Source organism: Streptomyces roseolus (assembly GCF_014649855.1).
Lineage (GTDB): Bacteria > Actinomycetota > Actinomycetes > Streptomycetales > Streptomycetaceae > Streptomyces > Streptomyces roseolus.
The window spans coordinates 230676-244489 of record NZ_BMTV01000004.1; the positions used below are offsets into that span (position 1 = coordinate 230676).

General features: G+C 75.2%; 14 protein-coding genes. 1 reads left to right on the top strand and 13 read right to left on the bottom strand.

The genetic code is table 11. From position 1 onward, the window contains the following. Positions 1-14: 14 nt before the first annotated feature. From IE245_RS06460 to IE245_RS06495, 8 genes are all read right to left on the bottom strand, one after another. Positions 15-812 (bottom strand): ABC transporter permease, encoded by a 798-nt coding sequence (locus tag IE245_RS06460; protein ID WP_189945748.1) that lies wholly within the window; start codon positions 810-812, stop codon positions 15-17. After that, the gene (locus tag IE245_RS06465) at positions 799-1659 is read right to left on the bottom strand and encodes a 2-aminoethylphosphonate ABC transporter permease subunit (protein WP_189945749.1); all 861 of its coding nucleotides are present in this window, start codon (positions 1657-1659) and stop codon (positions 799-801) included. Before IE245_RS06465 ends, IE245_RS06460 begins: the two co-directional genes overlap by 14 nt. After that, positions 1652-2728: an ABC transporter ATP-binding protein gene (locus tag IE245_RS06470; RefSeq protein WP_189945750.1), complete on the bottom strand. Its 1077-nt coding sequence runs from the start codon at positions 2726-2728 to the stop codon at positions 1652-1654. The genes IE245_RS06465 and IE245_RS06470 overlap by 8 nt, the downstream gene beginning before the upstream one ends. After that, positions 2725-3411 (bottom strand): phosphonatase-like hydrolase, encoded by a 687-nt coding sequence (locus IE245_RS06475; protein ID WP_189945751.1) that lies wholly within the window; start codon positions 3409-3411, stop codon positions 2725-2727. The genes IE245_RS06470 and IE245_RS06475 overlap by 4 nt, the downstream gene beginning before the upstream one ends. Positions 3412-3416: 5 nt before the next feature. Then, complete coding sequence (locus IE245_RS06480) at positions 3417-4538, bottom strand: TIGR03364 family FAD-dependent oxidoreductase (protein ID WP_189945752.1); 1122 nt, start codon at positions 4536-4538, stop codon at positions 3417-3419. A gap of 135 nt (positions 4539-4673) precedes the next feature. Next, the gene (locus IE245_RS06485; protein WP_189945753.1) at positions 4674-5441 is read right to left on the bottom strand and encodes a GntR family transcriptional regulator; all 768 of its coding nucleotides are present in this window, start codon (positions 5439-5441) and stop codon (positions 4674-4676) included. A 66-nt stretch (positions 5442-5507) separates the two neighbouring features. Then, positions 5508-6458 carry a hypothetical protein gene (locus IE245_RS06490; protein WP_189945754.1) on the bottom strand — a complete coding sequence of 317 codons (951 nt, stop codon included), beginning with the start codon at positions 6456-6458 and terminating at the stop codon, positions 5508-5510. A gap of 107 nt (positions 6459-6565) precedes the next feature. Further along, complete coding sequence (locus tag IE245_RS06495) at positions 6566-7852, bottom strand: ROK family transcriptional regulator (protein ID WP_189945866.1); 1287 nt, start codon at positions 7850-7852, stop codon at positions 6566-6568. Positions 7853-7917: 65 nt separating this feature from the next. Here IE245_RS06495 and IE245_RS06500 point away from each other — a divergent pair, with 65 nt between their 5' ends. After that, positions 7918-9027, top strand: a complete 1110-nt coding sequence (locus IE245_RS06500) for a Gfo/Idh/MocA family oxidoreductase (protein ID WP_189945755.1) — start codon at positions 7918-7920, stop codon at positions 9025-9027. On the opposite strand, the gene IE245_RS06505 is transcribed toward IE245_RS06500, so the two are convergent. The 5 genes from IE245_RS06505 to IE245_RS06525 all read right to left on the bottom strand — a co-directional run bounded on the left by IE245_RS06505 (position 8990) and on the right by IE245_RS06525 (position 13765). Further along, positions 8990-10768: a choice-of-anchor A family protein gene (locus IE245_RS06505; protein ID WP_189945756.1), complete on the bottom strand. Its 1779-nt coding sequence runs from the start codon at positions 10766-10768 to the stop codon at positions 8990-8992. The two genes, IE245_RS06500 and IE245_RS06505, sit on opposite strands and share 38 nt — an antisense overlap. Before the next feature lie 129 nt (positions 10769-10897). Then, a complete protein-coding gene (locus IE245_RS06510; protein WP_189945757.1) occupies positions 10898-11767 on the bottom strand; it encodes a fumarylacetoacetate hydrolase family protein in 870 nt (289 codons plus the stop codon). Between the two features lie 103 nt (positions 11768-11870). Then, positions 11871-12620, bottom strand: coding sequence for a YidC/Oxa1 family membrane protein insertase (locus IE245_RS06515; RefSeq protein ID WP_229851106.1), 750 nt, complete (start codon positions 12618-12620; stop codon positions 11871-11873). A 234-nt stretch (positions 12621-12854) separates the two neighbouring features. Further along, positions 12855-13160, bottom strand: coding sequence for a DUF6412 domain-containing protein (locus tag IE245_RS06520; RefSeq protein ID WP_189945759.1), 306 nt, complete (start codon positions 13158-13160; stop codon positions 12855-12857). A gap of 32 nt (positions 13161-13192) precedes the next feature. Continuing rightward, positions 13193-13765 carry a winged helix-turn-helix transcriptional regulator gene (locus IE245_RS06525; protein WP_189945760.1) on the bottom strand — a complete coding sequence of 191 codons (573 nt, stop codon included), beginning with the start codon at positions 13763-13765 and terminating at the stop codon, positions 13193-13195. Positions 13766-13814: the final 49 nt, after the last annotated feature.

Below are 13814 nucleotides of genomic sequence, written 5' to 3' on the forward strand. Positions count from 1 at the left end.
CTCCTGCGTGAGGGTTATCGGTAGGACGCTCTGGTACGGATACGGGAGACGGCGAGCAGGACCAGCAGGGTGGTGGCCATGAGGACCACGGCCAGCGCCGATCCGGTGAAGAGGGATCCGCGGTCGGTGGCGGTGAAGACCAGCACCGGCAGCGGCGTCCAGTCCGGCGGGTAGAGCATCATCGTGGCGCTCAGCTCCCCCATGGAGAGGGCGAAGCAGAGCCCGGCGGCGGCGCCCAGGGAGGGCAGCAGCAGCGGCAGCTTGACCCGGAACAGGACGTACGAGGGGCGGGCGCCGAGTCCGGCCGCCGCCTGCTCGTACATCGGGTCGAGGCGGCGGATCGCCGCCGAGACCGACTGGTGGGCGAAGGCCGTGACCAGGACCGTGTGGGCCAGGATCACGATCCAGCGGGTGCCGTTGAGGAGCAGCGGCGGCCGGGAGAAGGCCACCAGGACGGCGAGGCCGACGACCACCGACGGCACGGCGAGCGGCAGCACGAAGAGCGCGTCGAGGAGCCGGCGGCCCCTGCCGCGCAGGGAGGCGGCGGTGAGCGCGGCCCAGGTGCCGAGGGTGAGCGCGAGGAGGCTCGCGGCGGCGGCGGTGGCGAGGCTGGTCGTCAGGGCCCGGAGGGACTCGCCCCGGACGGCGGCCGCGTAGTGCTCGGTGGTCGGCCCGGAGGGGAGGGCGCCGGACCAGTTCGTCGAGAACGAGGCGGCGACGATGACGAGGAGGGGGACGGCGAAGAGCGGCACGAAGAGGACCGCGAAGACGAGCCAGGACGCGGCCCGGCCCTTACGGCTATGCACCAGCACGGCGGCTCACCACCCGGTAGACGGCGTAGAGGCCCACGGAGATCACGACGTTGACGACGGCGACGACGCAGGCGGCGGCGTAGTCCGATTCGAGGATGGCCTTGGAGTAGACGAGCATCGGGAGGGTCGTGACGCCCTTGGCGCCGGTGAAGAGGACGATGCCGAACTCGTTGAGGCACATGACGAGGACGAGGCTGCCGCCGGCCGCGAGCGCGGGCAGCGCCTCGGGGAGGATCACCTTCCGCACGATCCGGGCGGGCCGGGCGCCGAGCGAGGACGCCACCTCCAGCTGGGCGGTGTCCAGCTGGGAGAAGGCGGCGAGCAGCGGCCGCATCACGAAGGGCGTGAAGTAGGTGATCTCGGCGAGGAGCACGCCCCACGGGGTGGTCAGGAACCGGAACGGTCCCTCCGCGGCTCCCGTGGCGCCGGTCCACAGCCCGTTGGCCATGCCGACCGTGCCGTAGACGAAGAGCAGGGCGAGGGTGATGAGGAAGGAGGGGAAGGAGAGGAAGACGTCGATGAAGCGGGAGACGGCCTTGGCGCCGGGGAAGGGCACGAAGGCGACGATCAGCGCGAGGACGAAGCCGAGGACGAGGCAGCCGACGGTGGCGCCGACCGCGAGCCACACGGTGGTGACCAGCGCGTCCCGGAAGGACGCGGAGGCGAGGACGTCGGCGTACGCGCCGGGCGCGAGCGACTCCTGGACGACGAGGCCCAGCGGGTAGAGGAAGACGAGCCCGAGGACGGCGACGGGCGGCAGCGCCCAGGCCCAGGTGGGGGCGGTACGCCTCCGGGGCCGGCCGGCCGCGGTGACGACGGGCGGGGCGGCGGCCCGGGCGCTAGCCATCGTTCACCCCCGGGGCCGTGCCGTCGCCGACCCCCGAGCCCAGCAGCACCGCGTCCTCCGGCGCGAAGTGCAGGGTGACCTCGGAGCCCAGCGGCGGGGTGTCCCGCAGCTCCCGCACGTCCGCCTTCACCCGGTGCCCGTCGACGTCGACGTACAGCCGGTGGGTGGCGCCCCGCCACTGGACCTCGGCGATCCGGCCGCGCAGGGCGTTGGGGCCCTCGCCGAGGCCGACGAGGTGGGGGCGGACGCAGAGGGTGGCGGCGGCGCCGGGGGACGCGTCGCCGACCGGGACCTTCAGGGCGGCGCCGGCGAAGTCGACGCCGTCGGCGCCGACCCGCACCGGCAGCAGGTTGGCGTTGCCGACGAAGGAGGCGGTGAACTCGGTGCGCGGCCGCCGGTACAGCTCCTGCGGGGTGCCGCAGTCCTGGAGCCGGGCCCGGTCCATGACGGCGATCCGGTCGGCGAGGGTGAGCGCCTCGACCTGGTCGTGGGTGACGTAGAGGACGGAGACGTCGGGGAGTTCGCGGTGGAGCCGGGCCAGCTCGGCGAGCATCCCGGAGCGGAGCTGCGCGTCGAGCGCGGAGAGCGGCTCGTCGAGGAGGAGCACGTCGGGGCGGATGGCGAGGGCGCGGGCGATGGCGACGCGCTGCTGCTGCCCGCCGGAGAGCTCGCGGGGGTGGCGCCTGGCGTACGCGCCCATCCCGGTCATCTCCAGGGCCTCGGCGACCCGGGCGGGGATCTCCGCCTTGGGGTGCTTCCTGGCCTTGAGCCCGAAGGCGACGTTCTCGTCGACGCGCAGGTGCGGGAAGAGGGCGTACTGCTGGACGACCATCCCGATGCCCCGCTTGTACGGCGGGAGGTCGGTGACGTCCCGGCCGCCGATGTACACGCGGCCGGCGGAGGGCTGGACGAAGCCGGCGACGGTCCGCAGGGCGGTGGTCTTGCCGGAGCCGGAGGGGCCGAGGAGGGCCATCACCTCACCGGGTTCGACGGTGAGGGTGAGCGCGTCGAGGACGGTGGTGTCCCCGTAGGCGACGGAGACGCCGTCGAAGCGGATGCCGCTGGTCACGACTCGTACTCCCGTATCACGGCGGGGAGTTCGGTGACGGAGGCGAGGACGTGGGTGGCGCCGTGCCGCCTGAGGGCGGGCTCGTCGTGGGCGCCGGTGAGGACGCCGGCGACGAGCCCGGCACCGGCGCGGGCGCCGGTGAGCATGTCGTACGAGGTGTCGCCGGCGACCACGGTGCGGCGCACGTCGTCGACGGCCCCGGTGCGGAGGAGGGCGGTGAGGACCATGTCCGGGTACGGGCGGCCGCGGCCGCCGGCGTCGGCCGGGCAGAGGGTGAGGTCGGCGAGGTCCCGCCAGCCGAGCGCGTCGAGGAGGGCGTCCTGGGTGACGCGGGCGAAGCCGGTGGTGAGGACGACGGTGCGGCCCTCGTCCCGCAGCCGGGCGATCGTTTCCTCCGCACCGGGGAGCGGGGCGACGAGGCCCTCGGAGACCAGGGCGCCGTACGCCTCCTCGAAGGCGAGGTTGGCCTGCCGGGCACGGGTCTCGTCGCCGCCGAGGAGGTGGCGGAAGACGGAGATCTTGGACTCGCCCATGGTGGCGCGGACGTGGTCGATCATCGTGGCCGGGTCCTCGCCGAGGCGTTCGGCGGCGGCGGTGAAGGCGCGCTCGACGAGGCCGCCGTCGGCGACGGTGGTGCCGGCCATGTCGAGGACGATCAGGTCGTGGGTGTTCTTCGTGGTCATGGGTGTCACCAGCCCAGTTCGTTCGCGGTCGTCTCGGCGATGGCGGGCGAGCAGGTCATGCCGCGGCCGCCGGGTCCGGTCACGAGCCAGACCCCGTCCCGTACCCGCTGGCGGTGGACGACCCGGGTGGTGTCCACGCACTGCGCGTACACCCCGGCCCAGCGGCGGCGGATCGCCGGCAGCGGGCGGCCGAGCAGCGACTCGACGACGCGGACGAGGTGCTCGTAGGGGTCCTCGACGGTGTCGAAGGCGAAGGGGTGCTCGTACTCGTGGGTGTCGCCGATGGTCAGCCCGCCGTCGAGCCGCTGCACCATGAGCAGCTGCATCTTGTGGGCGGCGGCGGTCGGGTCCTGCGCCTGGCCGGCGTTGAGCGCGTCGAGGGCCCCGGAGGCGTAGGCCGGGTAGTAGCGGAAGGAGTCCGCGTCGGCGACGGAGGTGGTCAGCGGCTCGCCGAGCGGCGCGGTCTGCATCATCTGGAGGCGCACGCGGCGGACCGGTACCGGACCGGCGACCTCGCGGACCAGGCCGGAGAGCCAGGCGCCGGTGCACAGGACGACGGCGTCGCCGTCGTGCAGGTCGCCGTGGTCGTCGCGGACGGCGTGCTCGCCGACGACCTCGCGGACCTCGCGGCCCGGGAGGAAGGTGTAGCGGCCGGTGGCGAGGAGGGCCTCGCGGAGGGCGAGCTGCGCGGTGCGCGGCTCGACGGCGGCGTCCCGCTCGCACCACAGGGCGGCGTCGAAGTCGCCGCGCAGCGCCGGGTTGACCGCCCGCGCCTCGTCGGGGGTGAGCAGCTCGTAGCCGCGGGCGGGGGCGTCCGGGCGGGCCAGGGCCGCCTCGGCGACGGCCCGTTCGAGCGCGCCCCGGACGGGGGTGAGGGAGCCGTTGGCCCGGAAGCCGAGGCGGGGGACGCGGGCGCCGATCCCCTCCCACAGCTCGCGGGCGCGCAGCGCGGTGTCGAGCTCCTCGCCGCCCGCGCGGCCGCTGACCCAGATCTGGCCGAAGTTCCTCAGGGAGGCTCCGCGCGCCTCGGCCTCGCGCTCGATGTGTACGACCTCGTGGCCGCGTTCCACTGCCTGCCAGGCGTGCATGGTGCCCACCACGCCTGCTCCTACGACGATCACCTTCATGCCGTCCACGGTCGGGGCGGTGGGTGACCCGGTCCGGTCGGATGGGCGACGGGACGGTGAACGGCCCGACAAACTTGGACTAGACCCGTTACCTTCCTGTGATGCGCCGGGCTTCCCTCATCGGGTGAACACGGCCTATTCCTGGCGGCCGAGGTGGGTGGTGAAGCTGAAGCGGTCGCCCCGGTAGAGGGTGCGGACCCGCTCCAGGGGACGGCCGTCCTCGTCCCGGGAGAGGCGGTGCAGGAGCAGCATCGGGAGGGCGGGCGGGGTGCCGATGAGCAGGGCCTCGCGCGGGGTGGCGAGCACGGTCTCGATCCGCTCGTCGGCGTCGCCGAAGGAGATGCCGAGCCGGTCGCGGAGGTAGCCGTAGAAGGAGGAGTCGGGGTCGAAGTCGGTGCCGAGGCCGGGGACGCGGGCCTCGGAGACGTACGTGCTCTCCAGGCCGACCCGCTCGTCGTCGGCGAGCAGCACCCGCTCCATGTGCCAGACGGGCTCGCCGGGCGCCACGCCGACCTCGGGGGCGAGCGCCTCGGAGCAGGGGAAGCGGTCGAGGGAGACGATGCTGCGGCCCGGGCGGCGGCCCTGGCGGCGGACGCCCTCGGTGTAACTCGCGAGGGAGAGCGGCTGTTCGAGCTTGGGCCCGGCGACGACCGTGCCCCGCCCCCGCCGGCGCAGCCTGCCCTCCAGGAGGAGTTCGCGCAGGGCCTGGCGGACGGTCTCCCGGGACACCTCGTACCGCACGGCGAGGTCGCGCTCGGTGGGCAGCGCCCCGCCCTCCCCCAACTCGTCGACGAGCACGGCGAGTCGCGCCTTCACGGCGTAGTACTTCGGCACCCGGCCGTGCTCCGGGACTCCGGAGCGGACGGGGGCGCCCGGGGCGCTGGGGACGTGGTGGTGGTTCATCCGGCGATCGTCGCAGACGGGGGTGAACGGGGAGGTGTACGGAGGGTGACCCGCGGGTTCGGGGCCTCAGCGGCGCCCGAGGCGGCGTCCGGCGCGGGCGAGGAACGCGCCGGCGAGGGCGAGGGCCGCCGCCCAGGGGGCCAGGGGGGCGGCCTGCTCCCGTCCCGTGTGGGCGAGTTCGGGAGGGCGGGAGAGGGAGGAGGGAGAGGAGGGAACGGGGGTTCGGTCGGCGGACGGCGGCGGGGGGAGGGGGGCCCGGTCGGGTACGGGGATGGCGGGGGTGGCGGGGACGGTGGACGCGGACCCCGGGGGCTCGGCGGGCGCGGTCGGCACGGCGGGGGTGGGGGGAGGGACGGGAGCGGGTGTGGCGCCGGGGACGGGCGGTCCGATCGTGAGGCGGTAGTCGTCGGAGCGGCCGACCCAGTCGCCGTCGGCGCCCCGGCGCTGGACGAGCGCGGCGTTGACGACGACCTCGTCGGGCACGGCGTCCGCGCGGAAGGCGAGCCGGACGGGGACGGTGACGGTACGGCGGGCGGGGACGGCGAAGCCGTCGAAGCGGCGGGGTTCGGCGGGGGTTCCGGTGCTCGCGCCGTCTCCGGCGCCTTCGGTTCCGGTGAACGCTCCGACGCTCTCCGCCTCCTCCGTCGCCTCGAAGGCGACGGGCCGCCAGCGGTCGCCCTCCGCGTCGTAGAACTCCAGCCGGATCTGCTCGGGCCGCAGCACCCGCTTCTCGTCGACGAGGACGAGCACCGGATGCACCTGCGTACAGGCCCGCCCGGTGGTGTTGCGCACCTCCAGCTCCCAGCTCCGGAAGGCCCCGCCGGCGGGGTAGTCGGCGGAGCCGTCGTCCTGGATCCGGGTCTCGAGGGGGAAGCCGGCGTCGGAGTCCGCGCCGCAGACGGGCGCGGGAGCGGGGGCCGCCGAGGCGGCGGGGACGGGGAGCAGGGCGCCCGTCAGCGTGACGGCCGCGGCGGCGAGGACACGGGCGCTGCGCAGGGGCCGGGGGGCGGATGCCATGGACGGATGCCTTTGCTGCTCGCGGACGTACGTCTCGCCGGCGAGGCTGCCACAGGGCGGGCCCGGGGCTCCTCGGCGACACCGCCGATGCCGCCGGATCCGCCCGATCAGCGTATGGTCCGCTCTTCCGATGAGTACATCGGCGGGTGTACCGACGGGGCCTGGCCGAAGACCGGGGCGAGGACCAGCTGGGCGGCGCCGCGGGCCACGGCGTGCGGGGTGGCCGTCACCTCGACCGGGGTCGGGAGGCGCCGGTCGGCGAGGACGGCGGCGACGCCGTCCGCGAAGACCTCCGGCGCCGCCAGCACCACCCGGCCGCCGAGCAGGACCCGGTCGATGTCGAGGAGCCGGACCAGGTTGGCCGCGCCGGCGCCGAGGATCCGGGCGGCCTCGGGCAGTTCGCCCCGCGCCACCGCCGCGAGGCACAGCGCCTCCAGGCAGCCGCGCGCCCCGCAGTCGCAGCGGGGCCCGTCGAGCTGGACGGTCTGGTGGCCGAGCTCCCCCGCCCCGGTCCGCTCGCCCCGCAGCGGCAGCCCGCCGACGACGAGCCCGGCACCGAGCCCCGTACCGAGGTGGACGTACGCGAACGAGCGCGGCGCGCCGGGCCGGACGGCGAGGTCGAGGGCGGCGGCGTTCGTGTCCTTGTCGAGCACGACCGGCACGCCGAGCCGCGCCTCCAGGGCCTCCCGCACGGGGAACCCGTCCCACCCCGGCGCCCCGGTGACCCGCCCCGCCACCCCGCCCCGGTGCTCCAACGGCCCGGGCATGGCCACCCCGACGCCGAGCAGCCGGAGCCCGACGGGAGTGCCGACCGGGCCCGGCGCCTCCACCGGCTCCGGCGCGCCGACCGGGCCCGGCGCCGCCACCGGACCGTACGCGCCCACCGGGCCGGACGGCCGGGGCGGGGCCACGGCCGGGGACGGGACCGGGGGCCGGGGCGAAGCCGTGCGCGGCACGGGCGGCGGGGCGGGCTCCGCCAGGAGCGCGCGCACGGCCCGGACCAGGGTCTCCAGGACCCGGGGCGGGCCGTCGGAGAGGGTCACGGCGTGGCGGCGGACGGCGAGCGGGGTGCCGGTGAGGTCCGTGAGGGCGACGGTGACCTCGTCGCGGTCGAGGTGGACGCCGATCGCGTGCGCCGCTCCGGGGACCAGGCGGAGGACCGTACGGGGCTTGCCGCCGGTCGAGGCGCGGCGGCCGGCCTCCGCCGCCAGCCCGTCCGCCCGCAGCCGGGCGGTGATCTTGCTGACGGCCTGCGGAGTGAGGCCGGTCCGGGCGGCCAGTTCGAGACGGCTGATGCCCTCCTCCCCCGCCGTACGCAGCAGGTCCAGGACGAGCGCCGCGTTGTGGCCGCGCAGCGCCGTCAGGTTGGCGCCGCCGCCGGGGTCTCTCCTCATCACCGTCACCGGCCCATTCTCACCCCTGCTTGCACTTCGGCAACAGCGTTGCTTAAGTGGCGACCATGACCACCACCCCCCTCCCGCTCCGCGTCGGCCTCATCGGCTACGGTCTCGCGGGCTCCGTCTTCCACGCCCCGCTCATCGCCGCCACCCCCGGCCTGACCCTCGCCGCCGTCACCACCGGCAATCCCGAGCGCGCCGCGGAGGCGCGGGCCGCCCATCCCGGCGTCCGGGTGCTCGCCCGGCCGGAGGAGCTCTGGGCGGAGGGGGCCCCCGAGCTGGACCTGGTCGTGGTCGCCTCCCCCAACAAGACCCACGTCCCGCTCGCCGAGGCCGCCCTGAAGGCCGGTCTGCCCGTCGTCGTCGACAAGCCGCTCGCCCCGACCGCCGCCGAGGCCCGCGCCCTCGCGGCGCTCGCCGAGGAGCGGGGCCTGCTGCTCTCCGTCTTCCAGAACCGGCGCTGGGACAGCGACTTCCTCACCCTCCGTCGCCTCCTCGACGAGGGCGAGCTCGGCGAGGTCCAGCGCTTCGAGTCCCGCTTCGAGCGGTGGCGGCCCCGCCTGAAGGGCGGCTGGCGCGAGTCCGGCTCCCCGGAGGAGGTCGGCGGGCTCCTCTACGACCTCGGCAGCCACGTCGTCGACCAGGCCCTGGTCCTCTTCGGCCCGGCCGTCTCCGTCTACGCCGAGTCGGACGTGCGCCGCCCGGGCGCCGCGGCCGACGACGACACCTTCCTCGCGATCACCCACGAGAACGGCGTCCGTTCCCACCTGTACGTGAGTTCCACCGCCGCCCAGCTCGGCCCCCGCTTCCGGGTGCTCGGGCAGCGCGCCGGCTTCGTGACGTACGGCCTCGATCCGCAGGAGGCGGCGCTGCGCGAGGGACTGCGGCCCGGCACCGGCGCCGCCTGGGGCGTGGAGCCCGAGGAGCTGTGGGGCCGGATCGGCGCCGGGGAGTCCCCGCTGACGGGCGGCGGGACGCCGGTCGAGTCGGTGCCGGGGGACTACCCGGCGTACTACGCGGCCGTCGCCGCCGCCGTACGCGGCACCGGGCCGAACCCGGTCACCGCGCACGAGGCCGCCGCCGCCCTGGACGTCCTGGAGGCGGCGCGGCGTTCGGCCCGCGAGGGCGTCACCGTCAGGCTGCGCCGCTCGACCGACGGCGCCGGCGGCTGACGGCGACGAGGAGGCCGCCGCCGAGGGCGAGGCCGGCCGCCGTCGCACCCATGACGACCTTCCCGGTGCCGGCGCCGGTCTCGGGCAGCTCGCCGCCGCCGTCGGGGCCGGGACCGTGGTGGCCGCCGGTGTCGTCACCGTAACCGCCGTCGGACCCGCCGGTGTCGTCACCGTAGCCACCGTCGGACCCGCCGCCGTCCGTGCCGCCGTCGGCGGAGTCGGTCGGGCTGGGCGTGGGCTCGGTGGGGGTGGGCGTGGGCTCGGTCGGAGTCGGCTCGGTCGGAGTCGGCTCCGTGGGAGTCGGCTCCGTCGGCGTCGGCTCCGTCGGCGTCGGCTCCGTCGGCGTCGGCTCCGTCGGCGTCGGCTCGGTCGGAGTGGGCTCCGTCGGCGTCGGCTCCGTCGGCGTCGGCTCGGTCGGAGTGGGCTCCGTCGGCGTCGGCTCCGTCGGAGTGGGCTCCGTCGGCGTCGGCTCCGTCGGCGTCGGCTCGGTCGGAGTGGGCTCCGTCGGAGTGGGCTCCGTGGGCGTCGGCTCCGTCGGAGTCGGCTCGGTCGGAGTGGGCTCCGTCGGAGTGGGCTCCGTGGGCGTCGGCTCCGTCGGAGTCGGCTCGGTCGGAGTGGGCTCCGTCGGCGTCGGCTCCGTGGGCGTCGGCTCCGTCGGAGTCGGGTCCTCGTCGCAGGACGGCAGGTCGCCGTTGAACGGGTAGTTGTGGATCTCCTGGCCGCCGCCCCCGCCCGGCTCGGAGGCGTGGGTCAGGTTGCCGGTCGTGAAGAACCGGCCGTTCATGCCCGGCATGGTGATGGTCGCCGTGCTGGCCTGGTTGCCGACGAGGACGCTGCCCGCGAACTGCGCGGTGCCCTCGAACTTCACCCGCGTCGCGTCGGGGAAGTTCCACAGGAGCCGGTCGCGGAGCCCGGGCAGGCCGTTGATGTAGGTGTCGACGGTGCGGTCGTCGCCGAGGACGTTGACGAGGACCGTCGCGTTCGCGGGGATGTTCTCGAAGCGGATGCCCTGCTGCCCGCCGCCCGCCGACTCCAGGTCGAAGTCGACGGCGAAGACCTGGAGCGCGGAGGTTCCGTCGCCGGTGAAGACGGTCTCGTAGCCGTTGTTGACGGCCGTTCCGGTGGCGGTGCGGGAGGCCCCGTCGACGTACGCGTAGCACTGGCTGGCGTCCGTCAGCCGGTCGCGCAGCCCGAGGTACGGGGTGACGGCGGCGGCGTCCTTGACGGGCGTCGGGGTCACGGTGCCGGTGACGGTGCCCGCGTACAGCGTCTCGCCGCTGATCGTGCCCTCCTCGGTGAGGAGGCTCTGGCCGGTGGCGACGGTGATGTTCCCGCCGACGTTGAGGAAGGGTTCGTCGTCGTCGGGGACGACGCGCGAGCCGACGCCGGCGATGCCGACGTTGTAGACCTGCGAGACGCCGGCGCGCTTGGCCTGGTCGAGGTTTCCGAGGACGACGACCTTGCCCTCGGCCTCGGCGGCGGACTCCCGGACGAGGAAGTCGCCGCCGACGAAGACGTTGACGGCGTTGTCGCGCCACAGGACGGTGCCGTTGTTGATGTCGGGGTACGTGGGCGGGCAGTTGCCCGGCTTGCAGGGGCCGAGGCCGCCGGGCAGCGTATCGGCGGCGCCGGTGACGGCGAGTCCGCCGACGAGGGCGCCGGCGGCGAGGACCGCCGTCGCGGCGGAGAGGGCGAGACGGGATCTGCGGCGAGGGACGCGGTCGGTCCTTACGTGTTCCATATGCCGAAATATGCATAAAAAGGGATGGAAATGGCGGCACCCCACGCGGGGCGCCGCCGGATCGCCGACCTCTCGGCCGACGGTGCGACGAGGCGGCGGGGCGGCCGGGCTCGGGGCCCGGCGGTCCCGTCAGGCGCTCTTCAGCTCCTGGCGCTGGCGGCCCAGGCCCTCGATCTCCAGCTCGACGACGTCGCCGGGCCGGAGGTACGGCTTGGGCTCGGGCTGCCCCATGGCGACGCCGGCGGGCGTGCCGGTGTTGATGACGTCGCCGGGGTAGAGGGTCATGAACCGGCTCACGTACCGGACGACCTCGGCGACCGGGAAGATCTGGTCCGAGGTGTGGCCGTCCTGCTTCAGCTCGCCGTTGACCCAGAGGCGCAGGGCGAGGTCCTGCGGGTCGGGCACCTCGTCGGCGGTCACCAGCCAGGGCCCGAGCGGGTTGAAGGTCTCGCAGTTCTTGCCCTTGTCCCACGTGCCGCCGCGCTCGATCTGGAACTCGCGCTCGGAGACGTCGTGCGCGAGCGCGTACCCGGCGACGTGCGCCAGCGCCTCCTCGTCGGTCTCCAGGTAGCGGGCGGTCCGGCCGATGACGATCGCCAGCTCGACCTCCCAGTCGGTCTTCACCGAGCCGCGCGGCACGAGCACGGTGTCGTCCGGGCCGACGACGGTGTCGGCGGCCTTGAGGAAGACGACCGGCTCGGCCGGGGTGGCCTGGCCGGTCTCGGCGGCGTGGCCGTGGTAGTTCAGCCCGATGCACACGACCTTGCCGATCCGGCCGACCGGCGGGCCGACGCGCAGCCCGGTGGCGTCGCCGGAGCCGCCGAAGGCGGGCAGCACGCCGGCCTCGGCGGCGGCGCGGATCCGGTCGAGCGCGGCGGTGTCGGAGAGCAGACTGCCGTCGACGTCGTCGGTGAAGGAGGACAGGTCACGGAGGGTCCCGTCCCCGTCGAGGAGGGCGGGACGCTCGGCGCCCGGCGGGCCGACTCGCAGCAGCTTCATGGTCTTCTCCCTGTGGTCGAGGTGGGCCCGGGGGAGGCCCTTCGGTGCCCCGGCCGATGGAGTGCGGCCATCGGAGGATCGTCCGATCCTCCAAGACTCCCGTTCAGCCCGCAAGACCCCGTTCAGCCTGCGGACCCTTACGCATGAGTAGCGCGCGTTCGACGACGGCCCAGGAGGTGCTGGTGACGAGGTAGAGCGCGACGGCGAGCGGCACGACGGCGACGGTCACGACGGTCCCGAAGGAGAGCAGCGGCAGGATCCGCCCCACGGCCGCGGCGGGCCCGTCGGCGGGCGACGCCGGTGCCGCGGCCCGCGCCCGCGCGGTCTCGCGGCGGGTCCTGAGGTACTGGAACGCGGCGACGGCGAGGGCCACGGCGAAGAGGGCGAGGTAGACGAGCCCGGCCGGCCCGAAGGGCCCGCCGTCGCCGAGGGCCCCGGTCCAGCGGCCGTCGAGGGGCGCGGCGAACAGCGCGTGCCCGCTCATCCGGTCGCCGGAGGAGAAGAGCGCGTACAGGAGGAGGAACGCGGGCACCTGGAGCAGGCTCGGCAGGATCCCCGCGAACGGCGAGACCTTCTCCTGCGCGTGCAGGTCCAGGATCGCCCGCTGGAGCCGCTCCGGCCGGCGCTTGTGCTTCTCCTGGAGCGCGGCGATCCGGGGCGCGAGCCGCACCCGGGCCTGCTGCCCCCGCACGGCGGCGCGGGAGAGGGGGTGGACGGCGAGCCGGACGAGCACGGTGAAGAGGACGACGGCGAGGGCGGTCGAGGCGTCGGCGGCGAGCGGCTGGAGCAGTGCGGCGAGCCGGTCGACGAGCGCGGAGAAGGCGTCGAGGAGCGGGGACGGGAAGAAGGACAAGGGAACCCTCCGGGTTCGTCGTGCCGGGGATGGGGTGGTGCGTCTCGGCATGACGGACCGCGCGGAGGCGTCTCGCGGCGGGTGCGGGCACGACGTACGGGTACGAGGTACGGGTACGACGTACGGGTACGGGTGCGGGCACGACGTACGGGTGCGGGTACGGGGCGCCGGTGTCCGTACAGGCGGAGGAGGCGCAAGTACGGCGTACGGGTACGGGTGCGGCTGCGGGAACGCCTACGCGGTCGTCGGGAGGGGGAGCCCCGGCGCCCGGGGCCGGCGGCGACCGGCCGCGTCGGGGTCGCGCTGCGGGAGGAAGGCCGTGCGGCGGGCCCGGTCGCGCAGCGCGGTGCGTATGCGCGTGGGCGGCACGGCCGGAGCCGTACGGACGCCGAGGAAGCCGCAGGCGACGGCGGAGACGGCGAGGACGACGGCGGAGCCGACGGAGCCGTCCGTCAGGGCGAGCCCCGCGAAGGCGATCAGCAGGAGGACGGGAAGCAGGACGAGGGGCGCGACTCGCCGCAGGACCAGACTCCCGCTCATCACGCCCCCCGCTCCACGAACTTCACTGTCCGTCACGTAGGACGAACGGCCGTACGAGAAGGTTCCCGGCGTTCCTGATGAGCCGCCGGCTCCAGCGGCGTGAGCAGCCGGCGCGGCGCGAGGAGCGCCCGGGCGACGGGTTCGGCGGGGTCGAGGTCGAGCCCGGCACCGGGTCGCATCTCGACGTCGGCGGGCGCGACGAGGACGCGGCAGGCGGGGCACTCGCCGGACGGGCCGAGTTCCGTACCGCAGTCGGCGTGGTGGAAGGCGCGCATGGGCAGGGAGCCGGGCACCTCGGCCCTCCCCCAGGCGCCGAGGGCCCACAGGACGGGCCAGAGGGCGAGGCCGCGCCCGGTGAGGACGTACTCGTCGCGGGGCGGGGACTCCTGGTAGCGGCGCCGGTCGAGGACGCCGGCGTCGACGAGCGCCTGGAGCCGGGCGGCGAGGACGGCACGGGGGGCGCCGAGGTGGGCGAGGAAATCGCTGTAACGGCGGACACCGTAGAAGGCGTCGCGCACGATGAGGAGCGTCCACCGTTCGCCGACGACCTCCAGGGCGCGGGCGATGGAGCACTGCTGCTGGGCGTAGTCCTTGCCGAGGGCCATGGGAACCAGCGTAACAAAGGGGGTTCATTGAACGAACCGATCGGAGTAA